General features: G+C 64.8%; 16 protein-coding genes. All 16 read left to right on the top strand.

The features are described 5' to 3' along the window. Positions 1–235: 235 nt before the first annotated feature. The 16 genes from leuS (at position 236) to H7007_RS05950 (ending at position 20,845) form a co-directional block, all read left to right on the top strand. Entirely contained in the window at positions 236–2,713 is a 2,478-nt protein-coding gene (gene leuS / locus H7007_RS06025; protein WP_287153888.1) for a leucine--tRNA ligase, read from the top strand. 43 nt (positions 2,714–2,756) lie between these two features. Further along, the gene (locus H7007_RS06020) at positions 2,757–3,362 is read left to right on the top strand and encodes a helix-hairpin-helix domain-containing protein (protein WP_287153887.1); all 606 of its coding nucleotides are present in this window, start codon (positions 2,757–2,759) and stop codon (positions 3,360–3,362) included. A 291-nt stretch (positions 3,363–3,653) separates the two neighbouring features. Next, positions 3,654–6,119: a ComEC/Rec2 family competence protein gene (locus tag H7007_RS06015; RefSeq protein WP_287153913.1), complete on the top strand. Its 2,466-nt coding sequence runs from the start codon at positions 3,654–3,656 to the stop codon at positions 6,117–6,119. A gap of 28 nt (positions 6,120–6,147) precedes the next feature. After that, entirely contained in the window at positions 6,148–7,134 is a 987-nt protein-coding gene (holA, locus tag H7007_RS06010; RefSeq protein ID WP_287153885.1) for a DNA polymerase III subunit delta, read from the top strand. Between the two features lie 71 nt (positions 7,135–7,205). Continuing rightward, positions 7,206–8,240 carry an N-acetyl-gamma-glutamyl-phosphate reductase gene (gene argC / locus H7007_RS06005; RefSeq protein WP_287153883.1) on the top strand — a complete coding sequence of 345 codons (1,035 nt, stop codon included), beginning with the start codon at positions 7,206–7,208 and terminating at the stop codon, positions 8,238–8,240. Positions 8,241–8,314: 74 nt separating this feature from the next. Continuing rightward, complete coding sequence (gene argJ / locus H7007_RS06000) at positions 8,315–9,493, top strand: bifunctional glutamate N-acetyltransferase/amino-acid acetyltransferase ArgJ (RefSeq protein WP_287153881.1); 1,179 nt, start codon at positions 8,315–8,317, stop codon at positions 9,491–9,493. Positions 9,494–9,509: 16 nt separating this feature from the next. Next, positions 9,510–10,382: an acetylglutamate kinase gene (gene argB / locus H7007_RS05995; RefSeq protein WP_287153879.1), complete on the top strand. Its 873-nt coding sequence runs from the start codon at positions 9,510–9,512 to the stop codon at positions 10,380–10,382. A 64-nt stretch (positions 10,383–10,446) separates the two neighbouring features. Further along, positions 10,447–11,676 carry an acetylornithine transaminase gene (locus tag H7007_RS05990; RefSeq protein ID WP_287153877.1) on the top strand — a complete coding sequence of 410 codons (1,230 nt, stop codon included), beginning with the start codon at positions 10,447–10,449 and terminating at the stop codon, positions 11,674–11,676. Continuing rightward, positions 11,673–12,602 (top strand): ornithine carbamoyltransferase, encoded by a 930-nt coding sequence (argF, locus tag H7007_RS05985; RefSeq protein ID WP_287153875.1) that lies wholly within the window; start codon positions 11,673–11,675, stop codon positions 12,600–12,602. The genes H7007_RS05990 and argF overlap by 4 nt, the downstream gene beginning before the upstream one ends. 4 nt (positions 12,603–12,606) lie before the next feature. Then, positions 12,607–13,056, top strand: a complete 450-nt coding sequence (locus tag H7007_RS05980; protein ID WP_287153874.1) for an arginine repressor — start codon at positions 12,607–12,609, stop codon at positions 13,054–13,056. A gap of 150 nt (positions 13,057–13,206) precedes the next feature. Beyond that, positions 13,207–14,436, top strand: coding sequence for an argininosuccinate synthase (locus tag H7007_RS05975; RefSeq protein ID WP_287153872.1), 1,230 nt, complete (start codon positions 13,207–13,209; stop codon positions 14,434–14,436). After that, complete coding sequence (gene argH, locus H7007_RS05970; RefSeq protein ID WP_287153871.1) at positions 14,433–15,827, top strand: argininosuccinate lyase; 1,395 nt, start codon at positions 14,433–14,435, stop codon at positions 15,825–15,827. The genes H7007_RS05975 and argH overlap by 4 nt, the downstream gene beginning before the upstream one ends. 77 nt (positions 15,828–15,904) lie before the next feature. Next, entirely contained in the window at positions 15,905–17,656 is a 1,752-nt protein-coding gene (gene polX / locus H7007_RS05965) for a DNA polymerase/3'-5' exonuclease PolX (protein ID WP_287153868.1), read from the top strand. An 87-nt stretch (positions 17,657–17,743) separates the two neighbouring features. Further along, complete coding sequence (locus H7007_RS05960; protein WP_287153867.1) at positions 17,744–18,187, top strand: hypothetical protein; 444 nt, start codon at positions 17,744–17,746, stop codon at positions 18,185–18,187. A 34-nt stretch (positions 18,188–18,221) separates the two neighbouring features. Beyond that, on the top strand, positions 18,222–19,205 hold the full coding sequence (locus H7007_RS05955; RefSeq protein WP_287153865.1) for a Nif3-like dinuclear metal center hexameric protein: 984 nt from the start codon (positions 18,222–18,224) through the stop codon (positions 19,203–19,205). 512 nt (positions 19,206–19,717) lie between these two features. Next, positions 19,718–20,845 (top strand): tetratricopeptide repeat protein, encoded by a 1,128-nt coding sequence (locus H7007_RS05950; RefSeq protein ID WP_287153863.1) that lies wholly within the window; start codon positions 19,718–19,720, stop codon positions 20,843–20,845. Positions 20,846–20,932: the final 87 nt, after the last annotated feature.

Raw genomic sequence — 20,932 nt, 5'->3', positions numbered from 1 at the left:
GTGCGGTCATATATTGTATATTATGTATAAGTTATAAATATTAACAAAATTGTGGTGGCGGGAGTAAATGGCCTCGAACCGGTCGCCGGAAGACATCCGGGACAGAGGACGGATTATCCCTCCCCGTGGCGGGTTGCGCCGCAGGGAAAGCATACTTTAACGTATCCTTGAACGCCGCGAAAAGGGCAGGAGAGGAAAACAGGAGGCTATTGGGAACCGTTTCCAAGAGGTGAGCATGGAGGAGAAGTACGATTTCGCGCGCCTGGAGGAGAAATGGAGGAGGCGCTGGGAGGAAGCCGACCTCTACCGGTGTGTGGAGGACGAGGAGCGCCCCAAGAAATACATCTTGGTCATGTTCCCCTATCCTTCCGGGCCCGCCCATATGGGGCATGTGGCCAATTACAACCTGGGGGACGTGCTGGCGCGCTATCTAAGGCGCAGGGGGATGAACGTCCTTCACCCCATGGGGTGGGACGGGTTCGGCCTGCCGGCGGAGAACGCCGCCATCCGCTCCGGGGTCCATCCCTCCAAGTACACCTGGGGGAACATCGCCCTGCTGAAGGAGGGCCTGCAGCGCCTGGGTTACTCCTATGACTGGAGCCGCGAACTGGCCACCTGCGATCCCGAGTACTACCGCTGGACGCAATGGTTCTTCCTCAAGTTCTACGAGAAGGGCCTGGCCTACAAGGCCCTGGCCTGGGCCAACTGGTGCCCCTCCTGCCGCACCGTCCTGGCCAACGAGCAGGTCGTCGGGGGGCGCTGCGAGCGCTGTGACACGCTGGTGGAGCAGAAGGCGCTCTCGCAGTGGTTCCTGCGCATCACGGCTTACGCGGAGAGGCTCCTCTCGGACATGGACCAGCTCTCCGGCTGGCCGGAGAGCGTCCTCACCATGCAGCGCAACTGGATCGGGCGTTCCGAGGGATGCGAGGTGACGTTCCGGGTCAAGGAGACCGGGCAGGAGATACCCATCTTCACCACCAGGCCGGACACCCTCTGGGGAGTGACCTTCTTCCTGTTGGCCCCGGAGCACCCACTGGTGGACGAGCTCACCGAAGGTACCCCGTACCGCGAGGACGTGGAGGCCTTCCGGGAGAGGTTGAAGGGCGTCTCGGCCATCGAGCGCACCTCCCTGGAGACGGAGAAGGACGGCGTCTTTCTTGGAGTACATGCCGTGAACCCGGTCAACGGGGAGGAGGTACCCATCTGGACGGCCAACTTCGTCCTCATGGAGTACGGGACGGGGGCGGTGATGGCCGTTCCGGCGCACGATCAGAGGGATTTCGAGTTCGCCCGCAAGTTCGGCCTGCCTATCCGAGTGGTCATCCGGCCTCCGGACGGCGAGCTGCGCCCTGAGGAGATGACCGAGGCCTACGTGGACCCGGGCATAATGGTGGACTCCGGGCCCTTCGAGGGCCTGGACAGCGAGGAGGGGAGGACGGTCCGCGTTCCCGATTACCTTGAGGAGCACGGCTGGGGCAGGCGCGCCGTCAACTACCGGCTTCGCGACTGGCTTATATCCCGCCAGCGTTACTGGGGCGTCCCCATCCCCATAATCTACTGTTCGCGTTGCGGAATGGTGCCCGTCCCCGAGGAGGACCTCCCCGTTCTCCTGCCCGAGGACGTGGAGTTCGTCTTCGAGGGGCCATCGCCCCTGGAGAGGTCGGAGGAGTTCCGCCGCACCACCTGCCCGCGCTGCTGCGGGGAGGCGGAACGAGAGACGGACACCATGGACACCTTCGTCGACTCCTCCTGGTATTACCTGCGCTATGCCAGCCCTCACGACAAGGAACGGCCCTTCGACCCGCGGGCGGTTCGCTACTGGCTCCCCGTGGACCAATACATCGGGGGCATCGAGCACGCCATAATGCACCTCCTCTATTCGCGCTTCTTCACCAAGGTACTCAAGGACCTGGGCCTGGTGGAGTTCGACGAGCCTTTCACCAACCTCCTCTGTCAGGGGATGGTGGTGATGGGAGGGGCCAAGATGAGCAAATCCAAGGGGAATGTGATCACCCCGGAGAGCTTCATCGAGACCTACGGCGCGGACACCCTGCGTCTCTTCATCCTCTTCCTGGGGCCTCCCGAGGCGGACAAGGAATGGAACGACGCAGGCATAGAGGGCGCCCACCGCTTCCTGCACCGCGTTTGGCGTCTTGTGCACCGCTACCTGAACATCCTCACCTTCAAGACCCAGCCGGTGCCCGAGGACGCCGAGGTGCTCAAGCGCCTTTCCCACCTCACGCACCGGACCATCAAGAAGGTCACCGAAGACATCGAGCGTTTCGCCTTCAACACGGCCATAGCCGCCATCATGGAGTTCACCAACGGCCTCTACCGTGAGATGGAGGAATGCCCCGACGCCTTCAACACCTTCGAGGGGCATGAGGCCGTGCGCACCCTCATCCTCCTCCTGGCGCCTTTCGCTCCTTTCATCACCGAGGAGCTGTGGGAGGAGGTGGGTGGTGAGTTCAGCGTGCACCAGCAGCCCTGGCCGGAGTACGATCCCCGCCTCGCCCGCTCCGAGCGCATCACCATGGTGGCCCAGGTAGACGGCAAGGTCAGGGACCGCATAGAGGTGGATGCCGACATCACCGGGGAGGAGATGGAGCGGGTGGCCCTGTCCTCGCCCCGGGTGAGGAAAAACCTGGAAGGAAGGGAGATCGCCAGGGTGGTGGTGGTCCCCGGCAAGCTGGTGAACATAGTGACCCGCTGAGCGACTCGCTGCGAGCGCACGAATCCCGTCCCGGACCGCGGAGATGCTGAAGAAGCTGTCTTCCCTGCTCGACTGGGTATCCGGACTCTCCCGCCGCCAGATGGCGGTGGTCGCCGCTTTGATGCTGGCTGCAGGGATCGGGGGTTATCTCCTGCTGCGACCGGCCCCCCGCCAAGCCGGGGATTTCCTTCCGGCGCAGCCGGTGGAAGGCGAAACTGAAGCCGACATCTCCAGACTTACCGTCCACGTGGCCGGGGCGGTCATGCACCCGGGCGTGGTGCTCCTCGAGCCGGGGGCGCGGGTGATGGACGCCGTACAGCAGGCCGGCGGGCCTCTGCCCGATGCGGACCTGGATTCCCTCAACCTGGCCCAGCCGGTACGGGACGGGCAGAAGATAACCGTCCCCCGCAAGGGGGAGGATGCCGGGGCTCAGGGCGGAACCCAGTCGCAGTCGGAGAACCGGGTGAACATCAACACGGCGGGAAAGGAGGACCTGGAGCGCCTACCCGGCATCGGCCCCACCCTCGCCCAGCGCATCCTGGACTACCGGGAGGCGAACGGCGGTTTTCACAGCGTGGAGGAGCTGCGGAAGGTATCCGGCATAGGCCCCAAGAAGTTCGAGGAGATAAAGGAACTGGTGGAGATATGAGGCGCGGCCGAGCGTGCCCCGACCTTGCCGCGAGGACGACGCACGTCGCGGCGTGGGCGTCTGGTGCGAAAACACCCGGACGTTCAGCTGGGGTAAGCGCACGTGTGGCCGCTGAAGGTCCCCAAGTCTTGAGGTGGCAACGCTCCCGCACAAGCCTCTCCCTTGGGTGCACCGCCATACCATGAGCCTTGCGCCGGAGACCGATTACGTGACGGATATGCCGCTCTGGATCAGGTAACGGTCCCATTCCTTGTCCCCGTCTCTCTCTGAGGTGGACTCGACGCAGTGAGGATGGAAGCAAGAGACCTCCTTTGCCGCTCCCGGCTCCTCATCATGGCCCTGGCTCTGGCCCTGGGAGGGGCTCTGGGATGCGATGCCCGGCGGACCTTTCCCTGGGTCCTTGTGGTGGGGACCCTGGCCTGGCTGGTGCTGGCCGCCGGGAGGGGGCGGATGGAATGGGCCTGGGTGATTCCGGCCCTGTTGTTGTTCTATGTGGGGTTTTTCGTCGGCTGGCATGGCGAGATGGGGTTGGAGGGCAGGAGAGGAGAGGCCGGTTGGGCGCGGCTGCAGGGGAGGGTGGAGCCGGGGAACTTCGGGCGGGCGGATGAGGAGGCCTGCCTCTTTCGGGTGGAGGAGGTTGTGGATTGTCCCTTCGCCCGGCCGGGAGACGGTTACCTTCTAGATGTGAAGGGTATGGACGATCCTCCGGATTGGGGAGACCGCCTTGAGGTGGAGGGATACCTCCACATCTTCAACCGTCCCGGGGGCCGGGCATGGGGCAGTTTCCGGGCGGAAAAGGTAAGGCCGCTGGAGGGGAAGCCCGGTCCCCTGCTGCGCTGCGCAGTCCGACTGCGCAGTACTTGGGTGGGGCTGGCCACGAACACCTTGCCGAGGCGGGAAGCCGCCCTCCTCAGCGGGATCCTGCTGGGGGATTACCGGAGGCTTGAGCTGCGCGACCTGGTGGCCCTGCGCGGCTCGGGTTTGATCCACCTCTGCGCCGCGTCCGGACTGCACGTGGGCATTCTGGCCGCCGGATTGCTCTGGCTGGGGAGGAGGTTGGCCATCCCACGCCGGGCAGCGGTTTTACTGCAGGTGCCCCTGCTCTCCCTTTACGCCCTGGTGGCCGGGCTTTCCGTGCCCGTGCTGAGGGCGGCGGTGGTTTCGCTCGTGGCCGGAGCTGCTTTCCTCCTGGGAAGGGAGTTCGATTTTCTATCCGCCGCTGGGCTTGCGGTGCTCTTCCTTTTTTCCCGTCAATTCGACCTGGTGGCCTCGCCGAGTTTTCAGCTCTCCCTGGCAGCGGCCCTCGGAGTGGTGCTCCTGAGGCCTCCCCTGGAAGGGCTTCTGGGGGCGGGAAGGTCACGTGTCCTGGGCCTTTTCGCCACCTCGCTGGCCGCCCAGGCCGCCGTGGGCCCTTTTCTCCTCCACCATTTCGGGGAACTGCCCCTCCTCGCGCCTTTGAGCAACCTCCTTGTCCTTCCCGTGCTTCCCGTGCTCATGGGGTTCTCTATGCTCTCGCTATGCCTGGCGGCTCTCCGGCTGCCGGGATCCCACATCCTGCTGGTCCCCGCGGCGCCTCTGGTCCGCTGGGTGCTCAAGGTCGCCGGGACCTTCTCCTCCGCGAGGTGGAGCCTGGTTCGCGTTTACCCCTTTTCGCTGGCCTGGACAGCGGTCTACTTTCCTCTCCTCCTCATCGCTTTACTGGGAAGAGGAAGGACCCGGCGCCGGGCGGCGGTGGCCCTCGTCCTTCTCGTCTCCCTCCTTCTGGCCTGCGGGCTGCAGTTCAACCTCCCCGCTCCGGGGAGCGAGGACACTGCGGCCCTCACCTTCCTGGACGTCGGGCAGGGGGACTCCTGCCTCCTCCAGACCCCCAGTGGCGTGAACCTTCTGGTCGACGGGGGAAAGGAGCCCTACCTCCTTGAGAGCAAGCTCCGCTCGCGGGACATCCGACGTCTGGAGGTCATCGCCGTGAGCCACCCGGAGGAGGACCACGCCGGCGGGCTGGAGGGTGCCCTCCGGGCCTGCTCCGTGGGCCTGGTTGTACATCCTCCGCTGCATGGGAATGAGGGGCACCGCTTCCTGGTGCTGGCGGCGGAGATGGGGATACCGGTGCGGGAGATGAAACGCGGAGACCGGTTCGAGGTGGGGGGGTTGGTGATGGAAGCACTGGCTCCCGATCCCGCTTGGGGTGAGGAGATTCCCGCCAACGACCGGTCTCTGGTGTTGAGGGTCGAGGTGGACGGAAGGAGTTTCCTCTTTACGGGCGACGTGGAGGAGGAGGGACTGGGCCGCCTCACGAAAGAAGCCGCTACCCCGTGCGACCTGTTAAAGGTCCCCCACCACGGAGGATACGCAGAGGGGTTGGAGGAGTTCCTGCTCGCCCTGCGCCCCCGCCTGGCGGTCATAAGCGTGGGAGCCGACAACCCCTACGGACACCCTTCCTCCCTCACGCTGCGAGCGCTGCAGGGACAGGGTTGCACTGTGTATCGGACCGATCTTCACGGTGATATAGTTATCCATGTGGTTGAGGGGGGATTTCGGGTGCATACATCACGGGAGGGGGCCACTCCTGCCGGTTCCCGCCTTCGGGGGCCCCGGCGGGAAGGACGTCTCGCCCTCCCTCCGTTTACGTCGATAAAGGTGGCCGTAACGTCGGGTATCCCCGATGATCCCGGCGGGAAAGAAGGTACCCCCTTCATCCCATCCCGCCGATGGTCGTGGACCCGGAAGGGAAGGACGGGACACGGCCGGGTGGCCTGAAGGGCGTCGACCTCGAGGGGGGCTTTCGTTGAGCGAGGGAAGAAGAGTCCAGGCCGTTCTCATTCACGGCGAACAGGCGCTGCTCCTGGAGGAGGAGCTCAGGAAGATCCTGAAGAGGGTCTCGCGTAACGACCCGGAGATGGAGTTCAACCTCGACGTCTTCCGCATGGGCGAGGACAGCCTGGAAGAGGCCCTGGCCGCGGCGGAGACCCTACCTTTGGCCGGAGGGTGGAGATACGTGGTGGTGAGGGATGCCCAGATGCTGTCGCCGAAGGAGGTTAGGCTACTCGCCTCCTTTCTCGACCGCCCGCCGGAGAGCGCGGTGTTGATACTCATGGCCGCGGGGTTGAAGAAGAGCTCCCCTCTCCTCAAGGCGTGCCGGGAGAAAGTCCTGGTAGTGGAGGCCACCTTATCCCGTAAGAAGGTACCCCTGTGGATAAAATCCCGTTTCGAGGCGCGTGGCCTGCGGGTCAACGGGAGGGCCATACCCTATCTCCTGGAGATGCTGGGCGAGGACCTCATGGCCCTGGAGGCCGCCGTGGAGAAGATCGCCCTTTTTCACCAGGGCGACCGCCCCGTGGAGCTGGAGGAAGTGGTCGCACTGGTTATGCCCTCGGCGGAGAAGGCGGTCTACGAACTCACCGACCGCGTCATGCTGGGAGACACCGATCAAGCCCTGAAGATCCTGCGCCGCCTGTTGAAGCAAGGGGAGGACCCCAACCGGGTCCTCTTCATCCTCACCCGCCATTACCTTCGGCTGTTGAATTATATGGCCCTGCGCGATGAGGGCCTGTCGGACCGGGAGATAGCCGCGGAATTGAAGCTTCCGGCGAACATGGAATGGATGCTGAGCTCCCGCCTCCGGCCCCAGGCCTCCCTTCTGGGGGAGAAAGGTCTCCGCCACAGCTTGTCCGCCCTCCTCGAGGCGGAGAGGGACCTCAAGACGGGGCGCATGGAACCCGGGGATGCGCTCATGGGGACGGTCATCCGACTTGCCTCCATGGGGCGCAGTTGACAAGCATGCAAACATATGCATAATAATGCATATTATTGTCCCAGTGTCGTTGCCGTCCAAGAGGTGTTCGGATGAAAGTAGGCATAATAGGCGCTTCAGGATATACAGGCGCGGAACTCATGCGTCTTCTCTGCCAGCATCCCAGCGTGGAGGTGGCTTATATCACTGCGCATACCTATGCAGGAAAGAGGGTTGAGGAGCTCTACCCTCACCTGCAGGTCTACCGGGAGATGAGGTTCCAGGCTTTCCGGCCGGAGGAGGCCCTCCAGGAAGCGGAATTCCACTTCGTTGCCCTACCTCACGGGGAGGCCATGGAGGTGGTCCCACCCTTGCTTGAGGGGGGAGCCAGGGTGGTGGACCTCTCCGCGGATTACCGCCTGGCCGATCCGCAGGAATACGCCCGCTGGTACGGGAAGGAACACCGTTCCCCGGACCTCCTCCCGAGCGCGGTTTACGGCCTTCCGGAGTTCTATGCCTCGGATCTCCGGGATGCCCGCCTGGTTGCCGTCCCCGGGTGCTATCCGACTGCCGCCCTGCTGGCCCTTGGACCCCTGGCCATGCGTGGTTATCCCCTGGACGGGTGCATCATCGACGCCAAATCGGGGCTCTCCGGCGCGGGGAGGACGCTTTCCCTCACCTCACATTTCGCCCAGGCCGATGAGAGCGTGAAGCCTTACGGCGTGGGCTCACACCGCCACACCCCGGAGATCGAGGGCCGGCTCTCCGAGCTCTCCTCCCGGCCGGTCCGGGTGAGCTTCGTCCCCCACCTGGTCCCCATGAGCCGGGGCATCCTGGCCACCTGTTACCTTCCCCTGGGGCAGGAGGTGACCTCTCGTGAGGTGAGCGAGGCCTATGAGGGCTTCTATGCCGGATCGCCTTTCGTGGTCCTCCTCGGGGAGGGGCGTTTCCCGGAGACCAAGTGTGTGGCGGGGAGCAATTACTGCCACCTGGGATGGCACCTTGACCGGGAGAGGCGAGTGCTGGTGGTGGCCTCGGCCATCGACAACCTGGTCAAAGGGGCTTCCGGGCAGGCGGTGCAGTGCATGAACATCATGATGGGATGGGAGGAGTCCCTGGGCCTGGAGGCTCCGGGCGTTTTCCCCTGATTGTGCGGCCGCGGAAGGGCACGGATTAAAAGCGTAGTCGGGCGCTTAAGGCGATCGTCGAGGAGGAAGCGAGGATGGTGTTCGAGGAGATGGAGGGCGGAGTATGTGCGCCCCTGGGCTTCAAGGCGGCGGGGGTGGCCTGCGGCCTTAAGGAAAGCGGCAGGCCGGACCTGTGCCTGATATATTCGGAGGTCCAGTGCTCGGCGGCCGGAGTCTTCACCACCAATGCCTTTCGGGCCGCTCCAGTCCTGGTGAGCATGGAACATTTGCGGGGGGGCAGCCTGCGGGCGGTGGTCGCCAACAGCGGCAACGCCAATGCGTGGACGGGGCATAGAGGCCTGGAGGACGCCAGGGAGATGGCCGTTGCGGCGGCCCGCGAACTGGAGGTAGCGGCGGAACAGGTGGCGGTGGCCTCCACCGGGGTCATCGGGTGTTATCTGGACATGGGGAAATTGAGGGAGGGTATCTCCAGGGCGGCCTCCTCCTTAAGCCGGGAGGGGGCGAGCAGGGCGGCGGAGGCCATCATGACCACGGACACCTTCCCCAAGCAGTGGGCCCTGGAGGCGGAGGGTTTCCGTGTGGGCGGGATGGCCAAGGGAGCGGGCATGATCAGCCCACGTATGGCCACCATGTTGGCCTTCATCACCACCGACGCCCAGGTGGAGGCCGGGGAACTCCACCACGCCCTGCGGCGGGTGGTGGACCGGACCTTCAACCGCATCACCGTTGACGGCTGCACCAGCACCAACGACATGGTGGTGGTCATGGCCAGCGGCCTCTCCGGGCGGAGGGTGGGCGGCTGGGAGATGGAAGAGGCCCTGTATCCTTTATGCTCCCGCCTGGCACGCATGATAGTGGAGGATGGGGAGGGCGCCACCCGCTTCATCACCGTCCGCGTGCGGGGAGCCGCGGATGACGCGGAGGCGGAAGTGGCCGCTCGCGCCGTGGCCGATTCCCCCCTGGTCAAGACGGCCTTTTTCGGAGGCGACGCCAACTGGGGGCGGGTGGTGCAGGCCCTGGGGGCTTCCCTTCCCCAACTGGATCCCGCGGGAGTGGAGGTGCGCTTTGGCGGGCTAACCGTGGCTCGGGGGGGCGCGCCGGTGGAGGTGGAGAAAGCGGCGCTGCAGGAGGTTATGGCCTCGCCCCGGGTGGACCTGGAGATCGGCCTGGGGAGGGGGGAGGGGGAAGCCGTGGTCTGGACCTGTGATTTGAGTTACGAGTATGTCCGCATCAACGCGGAATACCATACCTGATAGCTGAGGAGGGGATATGGAGGCGGCGAAGCGCAAGGCCAAGGTGCTCACGGAGGCCCTTCCCTACATAAAGGAATATTACGGCCGAACGGTGGTGGTGAAGTTCGGGGGCAAGGCCATGGAGAACGAGGCCCTGAAGGAGCTCTTCGCCTCGGACATTGTGCTCATGCGCTACGTGGGCATAAACCCCATCATCGTCCACGGCGGAGGGCCTCAGATCACGCATTATATGGAGAGGTTGGGGTTGCAGGTGCGATTCGTGGACGGCCACCGGGTGACCGATGCCGCGGCCATGGAGGTGGCCAAGATGGTCCTCGTCGGGAAGGTGAACAAAGAGCTCGTCTCCCTCATCAACGGGCACGGGACGCTGGCCGTAGGCCTGTCCGGCGAGGACGGCAACCTTATCCAGGCCGTCAAGCGCCGTCACGTGGGCAAGGGCGGCGAGACGGACCTGGGTTTCGTGGGGGAGGTGAAGGCCATCAATCCGCGCATCCTGGACAACCTCATCCGCGAGGAGTTCATCCCCGTGGTGGCCAGCATAGGGGTGGATGAGAGTGGCCAGAGTTACAACATCAACGCCGACCTGGTGGCGGGAGCCCTGGCCTCGGCCCTCAAGGCGGACAAACTCATCTACCTTACCGACGTGGACGGGATCTACCGGGACCTCGAGGACCGCAGCAGCCTGATCCCCGAACTCGACTTGGAGGAGGCCGAGGAGCTGGTGCGCGGCGGCAACCTGAGCAGCGGCATGATACCCAAGCTGCAGAGCTGCGTGGAGGCGGTGCGGGCGGGCGTGCGCCGAGCGCATATCATAAACGGGACCGTGGAACACGCCCTTCTCCTGGAGCTCTTTACCGACGCCGGGATCGGCACCATGGTGCGCTCCTGACGGAGAAGGATTCGGCATGGCGAGACCCAGATTGACGTGGCGAGACGGGACGGCAGGAGGACAGATGAATTCCGAATACGACCTCAAGAGGGCCCTGAAGGCGGAAGAGCTATATTTCATGCACACATACAATCGCTTGCCCGTGCTCTTCGTGAGGGGTTTCGGGACGCGGCTCTGGGACGACGATGGGCGGGAATATGTGGATTTCGTTTCCGGGCTGGGAGCCTGCATAGCCGGGCACTGCCACGGGGAGATAATCGCCGCCGTTGCCAGACAGTCCTCTCAGCTGATACATGTTTCCAATCTTTACCATATCAGGCCCCAGGGGGAACTGGCGGAGATGCTGGTGCGCAGCACCTTCGCCGACCGGGTCTTCTTCTGCAACAGCGGGACCGAGGCCAACGAGGCGGCCATAAAGTTGGCCCGCAAGTACATGAGGGAGGTGCGGGGGGAGGATCGCTACAAGGTGGTCTCCGCGCTGCGTTCCTTCCATGGGAGGACTTACGGGTCGCTTGCCGCTACGGGGCAGCCGGAGAAGGCGCATCCCTTTCGCCCCCTTCCGGAGGGCTTCGTGCACGTGCCCTTCAACGACGCGGAGGCATTGGGAGAGGCCGTGGACGAGAGCACCTGCGCCGTGCTCCTGGAGCCCATCCAGGGGGAGGGAGGGGTATACGTGGCCGATCCCTCCTATCTGAAGAGGGCCAGGGAGCTGTGCGAGGAGAGGGGCGCCCTGCTCATCCTGGATGAGGTGCAGACGGGCATGGGGAGGACGGGAGCCCTCTTCGCGCACCAACATTACGGCATCCTACCCGACGTGATGACCGTGGCCAAGGGCCTGGCGGGTGGGCTTCCCCTCGGCGCCGTGCTGGCCACCGAGGAGGTGGCCAGGGGGTTCCAGCCCGGCGATCACGGGAGTACCTTCGGCGGGAATCCCGTGGCCTGCGCCGCGGCCCTGGCGGTGCTCACCGTTCTCCAGGAGGAACAGCTGGTGGAGAACGCAGCGCGGGTGGGAGGATATTTCCGGGAGAGGCTGTTGCGCCTTCAGGAAGAGATCCCCGGCATCGTGGAGGTCCGGGGCCTGGGGCTCATGCTGGCTGTGGAGCTGGAAAGCCTGGATGCGGGCAACGTGGTCCGGGAATGCCTTAAGAGGGGGTACGTGGTGAACAACATAGGCCAGCGCATCCTGCGCTTCCTGCCCCCCCTCAACGTTTCCACCCGGGAGGTGGACGGACTGGTGGAGGTGCTGGCCGAGCTTCTGCGCGGTGGGTACGGAGAAGGGAAGGTGGGGGAATGAGCCTGAAGGGTCGCGATTTCCTGAGCATGGCAGACCTGGAGGCCGGGGAGCTCGTGGCACTCCTCGACCGCGCCGCGGAGTTCAAGCGCGCCCTGCGGGAGGGCAGAGTCAGGCCCAGTCTGCAGGGCAAGCTGGTGGCCCTCATCTTCCAGAAACCCTCCACCCGCACCAGGGTCTCCTTCGAGGCCGCGGTGCGTCATCTGGGAGGGCACCCCATCAACATGAACGCTACGGAGATGCAGTTGGGGAGGGGAGAGACGATTTCCGACACCGGGCGCGTGCTCTCGCGCTATGTCCACGCCATAACCCTGCGCACCTTCGCCCACAGGGAGGTGGAGGAACTGGCCGAGGCGGCGGAGGTGCCGGTGATCAACGCTCTCACCGACCTGGAGCATCCCTGTCAGGTGCTGGCCGACCTGTTCACCATCCGCGAGAGGTTCGGGGGGTTCTCCGGGATTAAGCTTACCTACCTGGGAGACGGGAACAACGTGGCCAATTCCCTAGCCCTGGGATGCGCGCTGGCGGGCATGACCTTCACCGCCGCCTCTCCTCCCGGATACGAACCGGACGAGGCCATCCTGGGCAAGGCGCGTTCCCTGGCCGGCGAAGGGGCGGTGCGCGTGGTCCAGGACCCCCGGGAGGCGGTCTCCGGCGCCCACGTCCTCTACACCGACGTCTGGGTCTCCATGGGCCAGGGCGATGAGGCCCGCCGTCATAGGGACCTGCGCCCCTATCAACTCAACCGGGAGCTTCTCGAACTCGCCGACCCGGATGCCGTGGTCATGCACTGCCTGCCCGCTCACCGCGGCCAGGAGATCACCGACGAGGTTCTGGATGGGCCATGTTCCCTGGTATGGGACCAGGCCGAGAACCGCATGCACGCTCAAGCCGCCTTGCTATGTCTCCTGATGGGGGAGGAGGTTTGAGGGTTTGGACCGAGGTAGGAGGAGGGACCTCATCCGGGAGTTGATCCGCCTCCGCCGGCCCTCCAGCCAGAGGGAGCTGGTGGAGATGCTCTCCGAGTGCGGTGTGAAGGTGGATCAGTCCACCGTGTCCAGGGACCTGCGGGAGATGGGGGTCATCCGTCTCTCCGGAGGGCATTACACCCTTCCCGAGGAGGAGGGGCTGCGGGGAGGAGAGGAGGAGCTGGAAAGAGGTCTACGCACCTATGCCTTGTCCCTGGAGGCCAGTGGAAACCTGGTGGTGGTGCGTACCCCGGCCGGGAACGCACATGCCCTGGCGGTGATCCTGGACCGGGCGGGTCATGAGGGGGTGGCGGGGACGGTGGCCGGGGACGACACCATCCTTGTGGTGGTGAGAGAGGGCTTTCGCGCCCACGGCCTGGCGCGGGAATGGAAGGAAAAGGCGGGGCTGACCTGATCCTCAGGGATCGGCGTGGTGATATGATTTTCTTTGCGGTAAATAGGGGGCGGAGGTCGGGAATCAAGGTGTATTGAAGCCAGCCCCCTGGGGAAGGGCCGGAAGGCCCGTCTGGCGTTCGTAAGGGCGACAGTCGGAAAGGAAGCGCTTATGAAGGATACGGTGATCCTGGCGTATTCGGGTGGGCTGGACACCTCGGTGGCCATCCGCTGGCTGCAGGAAAACTACGACCTGGAGGTGGTGGCTTTGGCCGCCGACCTGGGGCAGCCAGGGGACCTGGAGGCCCTGCGGGAGAAGGCCCTGAGCCTGGGCGCGATGGATGCGGTCACGCTGGACCTCAAGGAGGTCTTCGCCGAGCGCTATGTGCTCCCGGCCCTGAAAGCCAATGCCCTCTACGAGGGCAGGTATCCCCTGGCCACCTCGCTGGCCCGTCCCCTCATCGCCTCCGCACTGGTGGAGGAGGCGAGACGGCGGGGTGCCAAGGCGGTGGCCCACGGATGCACGGGAAAGGGGAACGACCAGGTGCGTTTCGACCTCACCTTCATGGCCCTGGGGCCGGATCTGCGCATCATCGCTCCCCTGCGGGAGTGGAACATGTCCCGAGAGGAGGAGATCGAATACGCCCAGAGGCACGGCATCCCGGTCCCGGTGACCCAGGAGACCCCCTATTCGGTGGACGAAAACCTCTGGGGCCGCAGCTGTGAGGCGGGTGTCCTGGAGGATCCCGGCGTGGAGCCGCCGGAGGACGCCTACCAGTGGACGGTGTCCCCCGAGGAGGCCCCCGACGAGCCGGCCTACCTGACCATCGGCTTCCAGGAGGGGAGGCCGGTCTCCCTGCAGGGGGAGGAGATGGGGCTGGTGGACCTCATCCTGGAGCTGAACCGGGTGGGTGGCTCCCACGGGGTGGGGAGGATAGACATGATCGAGAACCGCCTGGTGGGGATAAAATCGCGGGAGGTCTACGAGGCGCCAGCGGCCACCATCCTCATCGAAGCCCACCGGGCCCTGGAGGCACTGACCCTCACTCGGGAGACGCAGCACTTCAAACCCTTGCTTGAATCCAAGCTCGCGGAGCTCATCTATTACGGGTTGTGGCACGACCCTCTGCGGTCGGCCCTGTGCGCGGCCGTCGAGGAGACCCAGAGGGCGGTCACCGGAGAGGTGCGGGTAAAGCTGTACCGCGGGACGTGCACGGTGGTGGGCCGCGAGTCCCCCTATTCCCTGTATGAGTATTCGCTGGCCACCTACGACCGCGCGGACCTCTTCGATCACGCTTCCAGCCGGGGATTCGTGGAGCTCTGGGGCCTCCCTCTACGGGTATGGGGGAGAAAGCAGGGAAGGGCCGGCCTTGAGGGTGGGAAAGGGGCTGGAGAGGAATGAAACTCTGGGGAGGGCGCTTTGGCAAAGAGACGGAGCACATAGTCCATGAGTTCACCTCCTCCCTCCGCTTCGACCGCCGCCTGGCGCGACAGGACCTGCGGGTCACCAAGGCGCATGCCCTCGCGCTGCGTGAATGTGGGGTCCTCAGCCCGGAGGAGTGCGAGCGCGTGCTCTCCGCCCTCGAGGACATGGGAAGGGAGGTGGAAGAGGACACCTTTCCCTTCGCCGATGACGAGGACGTCCATTCCGCCGTGGAGAGGGTCCTCGTGGAGCGGCTGGGAGAGGTAGGGGCCAAGCTGCGCACCGCCCGCAGCCGCAACGACCAGGTGGCGGCCGACCTGCGCCTCTACCTCATGGAGGAGACGACAGAGATCCTCCACCTCCTCGTGGGGCTGATGCAGGTCCTCGTGGAGCTGGCGGAGGAGAACCTGGGAGTGATAATGCCCGGATTCACCCACCTCCAGCCGGCTCAGCCCGTTCTGCTCTCCCATCACCTCCTGGCCTATTTCGAGATGTTCAGGCGGGACGTGGAGCGGTTCGCCCAGGCGCGGTCGCGCATGGACAAGTGCCCGCTGGGAAGCGGGGCGCTGGCCGGCGTCGGTTATCCCCTGGACCGCTGGTTGCTGGCCGAGGAGCTGGGGTTCGGCGGCATAACCTCCAATTCCATGGATGCGGTCTCCGACCGCGACTTCGCGGCCGACTTCCTTTACGCCGCGGCTTTGACCTCCGTGCACCTCAGCCGCCTGGCGGAGGAGATCGTCCTGTGGATGAATCCCCGCTTCGCTTTCCTGCGCCTCGATGAGGCCTATACCACCGGTTCATCCCTCATGCCTCAGAAGGCCAACCCGGACCTGGCGGAGCTTATCCGGGGAAAGACGGGAAGGATGGTGGGGCACCTGGTCTCCCTCCTGGTGATGCTCAAAGGACAGCCCCTGACCTACAACCGGGACCTCCAGGAGGACAAGGAGGGGGTCTTCGACGCCGCCGAGCAGCTGCGCTCCATGCTGGAGATAACCGCGGCGGCGCTGCGGACGGCGGAGTTCGACCGGGAGAGGATGGAGGAGGCGGCCCTGGAGGGATACCTCAACGCCACGGACCTCGCCGATTACCTGGTGGCCAAGGGGATACCCTTCCTGATGGCCCACGAGAAGGCCGGGAAAGCGGTAAGGTTGTGCCTGGAGCGGGGAGGCATCCCACTGGAAAGCCTTTCACTGGACGACCTCCGGGCCATCGACCCCTCCTTCGAGGAGGACGTATACCGGTGCCTTTCCCTCCAGGAATGCGTGAGGGCGCGTGACCTGCCGGGTGGTACCGCACCGGGCAGGGTGGAGGAGGCCTTGAGGGAGGCGCGAGGCTGGCTGGAAACGGAGAGCCTGCGCCTTCAGCGCTGAAAGGGGAAAGAGTCCCTGGGAGCCGGGGGAGACGGATACGCTTCCGGCCCCCTACCCATGGCGAAGGGGTGGTTTCCATGGGAGAGGTAGAGGAACTGACTCGGGCCCTCGAGGAGCTGGCGGAGCTCTCGGACATCAAGGGAGAGGTGCGCTTCAAGGTCAACGCCTACCACCGGGCGGCCGAAGTGGTCAGGGAGGTGGGCGAAGAGATCCTGCAGGCCGAGGACGTCAAGGAACTCCGCAAGTACAAGGGCATAGGGGAGGGCATCGCCAAAAAGATCCTGGAGTTCAAGCGCACGGGCACCATCTCCAAGCTGGAGGAGCTCAAGGAGGAGATACCCGTGGAGCTCATCTCCCTCCTTCAGGTCCCCAACCTGGGCCCCAGGAGGGCCAAGCTGGTCTACGATGAGCTGGGGGTGCGCACCATAGAGGAGCTCAAGGAGGCGGCGGAGGCCCACAAGCTGGCCGAACTTCACGGCCTGGGGCCCAAAGCGGAGCAGAACATCCTGGAGGGCATACGCCACCTCCAGACCACCACAGGTAGGCTTCCCGTTCACCGGGCTCACCGTATCCAGGAAGAGATAATCGGCCTTCTAGGGGAGAGGATGCCCGGTCTCGCCATGAGCCCGGCGGGGAGCCTGCGGCGCATGAAGGAGACCATAGGGGACATCGACATCCTAGTCGCTTCCAGGGAACCGGGGAAGGTCATGGAGGCTTTCTGCAGCCTGCCTCTGGTGGAGAGAGTGCTGCTCCACGGGGACACCAAGAGCTCCGTCCTCACCACCGACGGCCTGCAGGTGGACCTCAGGGTGGTGGCTCCCGAGGAATACGGGGCGGCCCTGCAGTATTTCACGGGATCCAAACCGCACAATGTGAGGGTGCGGGAGATCGCCAAGAAGGCCGGGAAGAAGGTGAGCGAGTACGGCGTGTTCCGGGTGAAGGACAACCGGCGCCTGGCGGGTGCCGACGAGGAGGAGGTCTACGCCGTGCTGGGCATGGACTGCCCGCCGCCGGAATTGCGGGAGAACCGAGGGGAGGTGGAGGCCGCCCTGGAGCACCGCCTTCCCACCTTGGTGTCCATGGAGGACATACGAGGCGACCTCCACGTGCATACCAACGCCAGCGACGGGATCACCGACCTTCTGGAGATGCGTGCGGCGGCGGAGGCTCTGGGATATCGTTACCTGGCCATCACCGACCACGCCCAGAACCTGAAGGTGGCCAACGGGCTGGACCGGGAGAGGCTGCTTCGGCAGGTGGAGGAGATCGAGAAGCTGAACTCCAGGAAGGACTCCCCCGTCCTGCTCCTCGCGGGGACGGAGCTCAACGTGGGCAACAAGGGGGAGGTGGATTACGACCCCGAGGTCCTCTCTCGCCTCGACGTGGTCATCGCCGCCGTGCACGGTGGTTTCCGCCAGCCGAAGGAGCAGATGACCAGGCGCATCCTGGAGGCCATACGCAACCCTCACGTGAAGATCGTCGCCCACCCCACGGGGAGGCTCATCGGGCAGCGTCCTCCATACGAGGTGGACCTACGGAAGGTGATGGAGGTCGCTGCGGAGACGGGCACGGCGCTGGAGCTGAACGCCTTCCCCGACCGGCTGGACCTCAACGACGAGAACCTCATGGAAGCGCGCTCCTGGGGGGTGATGATAGCCTTGGGCACCGACGCCCACCGCAGGGAGCACCTCTCCTTCATGTTCTACGGGGTGGCAACCGCCCGCAGGGGGTGGCTGGGCCCGGAACACGTACTCAACGCCATGGAGCCGGAGGAGCTTTTAAGATGGCTGTGGGCGGGGCGAGAGAGGCGGAGAGAGGCGAGCGGATGAGCCGAGTTCGGGGAAAGCGGGGTTCATGGCCCATGCCCAAGCTCCATCATCTCGAAGGATTAGGCCGCTTCCGGCCGGGTAGGGCCGGTGACCGCCGGAGATCTGGAGACGAGCGTGTACGGGGAGGAAGGGGTGGAGATGGAGGTAAGGAAAAACGCCATCGTACCGCTGGGATACGGCAAGTATTACCGTGCGGACAAGATCGTGGGGCTGGAACCCATAGAGGAAGAGCGCGGCCCTGCCCGCCGCACCTATGTCTACGTGGAGGGTCGGCCGGAGCCGGTCATAGCCTCGCGCACCGAGGAGACCATCCTCCGGGACATGGTCGTATCCGGGGAGGAGGCGGAAGCCTCCATGGCCTTCGAGCTCCTGGAGAGGATACTCCACGAGATGGAGAGGGTGGGGCCCATGCTCCGCAGGAGCATACGAGAGGAGAGCGGTCTGGACATCGATGACCTGGTGGGGCGCATCCGGCGTGTGCTGTCCCGGGAGGAGGAGAGGGAAGCGGACCAGGGAACGTTGTTCATGTAAGCGGTAAAGGGAAACGCGACCAAGGAGGTTGGCCTTGAAGCTGAGGGAGATCCACGAACTGGCGGTGAAGATGGGGGTGGAGAAGGACCCCCGCGGCAAGGAGGAGATCGAGAGGATACTCGCCGCCAACCGGGAGAAGTACGAAAAGCTGCCGGAGAAGGAGAAGAGGTTCTTCGACCTGGAGAGCCTGGAGAACCCCTTCCCGGACTCCCGCATCCTGGTGGGGGACCCGGAGACGGAGGTCCGCTGCGCCCTGGCGGGCATAGACATGGAGGTGCCCGAGGTCCTTCTGGCCGACCGCCTGCGGGAGAAGGGGGAGCCGGTGGACCTCATCATCAGCCACCACCCGGAGGGCAGGGGGCTGGTGAACCTGGACAAGGTGATGGCCCTGCAGGCCGACGAGTGGTACCGCCACGGCGTGCCCATCAACATCGGCGAGGCCCTCATCGGCAAGCGCATGCAGGAGATCTACCGCGCCTTTCTCCCTCGCAACCACGAGCGCGCCCTGGATGCCGCCCGTCTTTTGGGCATCCCCTTCATGAGCATGCACACCGTGGCCGACAACCAGGTCCATTCCTACCTTGGGGAGCTCTTCGCCCGGCGCAAGCCGCACACCGTGGGCGATGTGGTGGACATCCTCCTGGAGATACCGGAATACCAGGCCTCCGCGGAGAGCCAGGCGGGGCCGGTGGTCATAGTAGGCAAGAAGGAGAACCGCGCCGGCAAGGTGATGGTGGACATGACGGGGGGTACGGAAGGGCCCCAGGAGGTCCTGGAGAAGCTGGCCGCTGCCGGCGTGGGTACCATAGTGGCCATGCATTACTCGGAGAAACACCGCGAGGAGGCGGAGAAGCAGAAGATAAACGTGATCATCGCCGGGCACATAGTCTCCGATTCCCTGGGCATGAACCTCATCCTGGACCGGCTGGAGGAGAGGGGGGTGCGCATCATCCCCGTCTCCGGGCTGGTCAGGGTCTCCCGGGCCGCGTCCCGGAAGCGCCCCCGTGCCCCTCGCTGAGGCGTCGGTCCTCCCCCTCCATCTCCGGGCATGAACCTCATCCTGGACCGGCTGGAGGAGAGGGGGGTGCGCATCATCCCCGTCTCCGGGCTGGTCAGGGTCTCCCGGGCCGCGTCCCGGAAGCGCCCCCGTGACCGCGGCATATATGCCGCCGGCCTTTCCTCCCGTTTTCGCGGCATACACAATGCGTACCTGAGGCGATGGGAGGAAAGACAGCGCGTCCCGCCCGGGCGGCGAGGAGCGGCGTCGGGAGAACGGGCGCGCCGCGGAAGGAGAGGGGATGTTGGGCGAGAAAGGTCGAGAAAGGGTTTGCTGCTTGTTCGCTGCGACCGATTTTTCGTATACACTATGGTACAGGAGGTGTTCCGACGAAGAGAGGACTTGTCGACTCGTCGCGGGGCTTGGCGCGGATGAGCCCGGTGGGCCTTGAAGGCCTTTCGAGAGATATAGAGAATTCCGTAAATGGTGGGGGCCTAGTAGTATTCCCTACCGCCGGAGGAGGATGAGGGATATTGAGCGAGGGATACCGGTTGCTCGAACAGGGGGAACGCCTGCTCGCGGAGAGCAGGATCGATGAGGCCATCGAACGTTTCCGCCGCTTCCTGGACGATTACCCGGAGGACATAGAGGGCCAGTATCAACTGGGCCTGGCCCTCTATGAGAAGGGAGAGCTGGAAGAAGCCGCGCTGCGCTTCCGGCGCGTGGGCGAACTGGATCCCGACGACCCACGCTCCTACGACGGGCTGGCCCTGGTGATGATGGAGAAGGGGGATTACGCCCGCGCAGTCACTTACTACCTGGAGGCCCTGCAGCGCGACCCGGACAACCCGGACCTGCTCAACGAGCTGGGCATCGCCTACCACGAACTGGGCGACGAGGAGCGGGCGCTGCAGGCGTACGAGAGAGCTTTGGAGCTCGATCCCAACTTCGGCTATCCCTACTACAACCGGGCTCGGCTCCTGGCGGGGAGGGGTGAATTCGAAGAGGCGGTGGAGTGCCTGGAAAAGGCGGTGAGCCTCTACAAAGGCGAGCGGGAGAAGCTCATCGACGTGCTATTCGAGCTCGCCGCGGTCTACGAGGAGATGCTGGATGACGAGAGGGCTGTGGGGACCTACGGCGAGATCCTCATGCTCGACCCGGACAATGTGGAGGCCTTGCTCAGCCTGGGCTCCATTTACCTGGACCGGGGGGATTACCATAGAGCGGCCGCCTACTTCGACCGCGTCATTAGGCTGGACCCGGAAAACGACAGCGCCTACCTGGAGAAGGGCTACGCCTTGGGTTGCCTGGGTGAGGTGGAAAAGGAGCTGGAGTACATCGACAAATGCCTGGCCATCAACCCGGAGAACAAGTACGCCCTGAGCAACAAGGGGGCAGCCCTCATGGAGCTGGGGAGGATGGAGGAGGCCGAGGAGTCCTTCCGCCGCGCGCTGGAGGTGGACCCCTCCTACCCGTGGCCTTACTATAACCTCTCCTGTCTCTTCGCCCTGCGAGGGGAGACCGACCGGGCCCTGCGTTATCTACGCCGCGCGCTGGAGCTGGATCCCTCCCTACGTGAGGATGCCGCGCGGGATGCGTGCCTTGACCGGCTGAGGCACACTCTGACGTTCAGGAAGCTGCTCGAGGGAGAGGCCACATAAAGAAACCGCCCCGTACTCCCAATCCTACCCCGAGGACCTTTTCGCGGTTCAGCGGATTGGCTTGCTCGGGGCCCCTCGCGAGAACGG

Source organism: Candidatus Solincola tengchongensis, assembly GCF_015711935.1.
Classification (GTDB): domain Bacteria; phylum Actinomycetota; class Geothermincolia; order Geothermincolales; family RBG-13-55-18; genus Solincola_A; species Solincola_A tengchongensis.
This window is presented reverse-complemented; position numbering and strand designations above follow the sequence as displayed.

Excerpts from the sequence above, each read along its gene's own strand:
- leuS (WP_287153888.1), top strand. The coding sequence starts at position 236 with ATGGAGGAGAAGTACGATTTCGCGCGCCTGGAGGAGAAATGGAGGAGG.
- H7007_RS06020 (WP_287153887.1), top strand. The coding sequence starts at position 2,757 with ATGCTGAAGAAGCTGTCTTCCCTGCTCGACTGGGTATCCGGACTCTCC.
- H7007_RS06015 (WP_287153913.1), top strand. The coding sequence starts at position 3,654 with ATGGAAGCAAGAGACCTCCTTTGCCGCTCCCGGCTCCTCATCATGGCC.
- argC (WP_287153883.1), top strand. The coding sequence starts at position 7,206 with ATGAAAGTAGGCATAATAGGCGCTTCAGGATATACAGGCGCGGAACTC.
- argJ (WP_287153881.1), top strand. The coding sequence starts at position 8,315 with ATGGTGTTCGAGGAGATGGAGGGCGGAGTATGTGCGCCCCTGGGCTTC.
- argB (WP_287153879.1), top strand. The coding sequence starts at position 9,510 with ATGGAGGCGGCGAAGCGCAAGGCCAAGGTGCTCACGGAGGCCCTTCCC.
- H7007_RS05990 (WP_287153877.1), top strand. The coding sequence starts at position 10,447 with ATGAATTCCGAATACGACCTCAAGAGGGCCCTGAAGGCGGAAGAGCTA.
- argF (WP_287153875.1), top strand. The coding sequence starts at position 11,673 with ATGAGCCTGAAGGGTCGCGATTTCCTGAGCATGGCAGACCTGGAGGCC.
- H7007_RS05975 (WP_287153872.1), top strand. The coding sequence starts at position 13,207 with ATGAAGGATACGGTGATCCTGGCGTATTCGGGTGGGCTGGACACCTCG.
- argH (WP_287153871.1), top strand. The coding sequence starts at position 14,433 with ATGAAACTCTGGGGAGGGCGCTTTGGCAAAGAGACGGAGCACATAGTC.
- polX (WP_287153868.1), top strand. The coding sequence starts at position 15,905 with ATGGGAGAGGTAGAGGAACTGACTCGGGCCCTCGAGGAGCTGGCGGAG.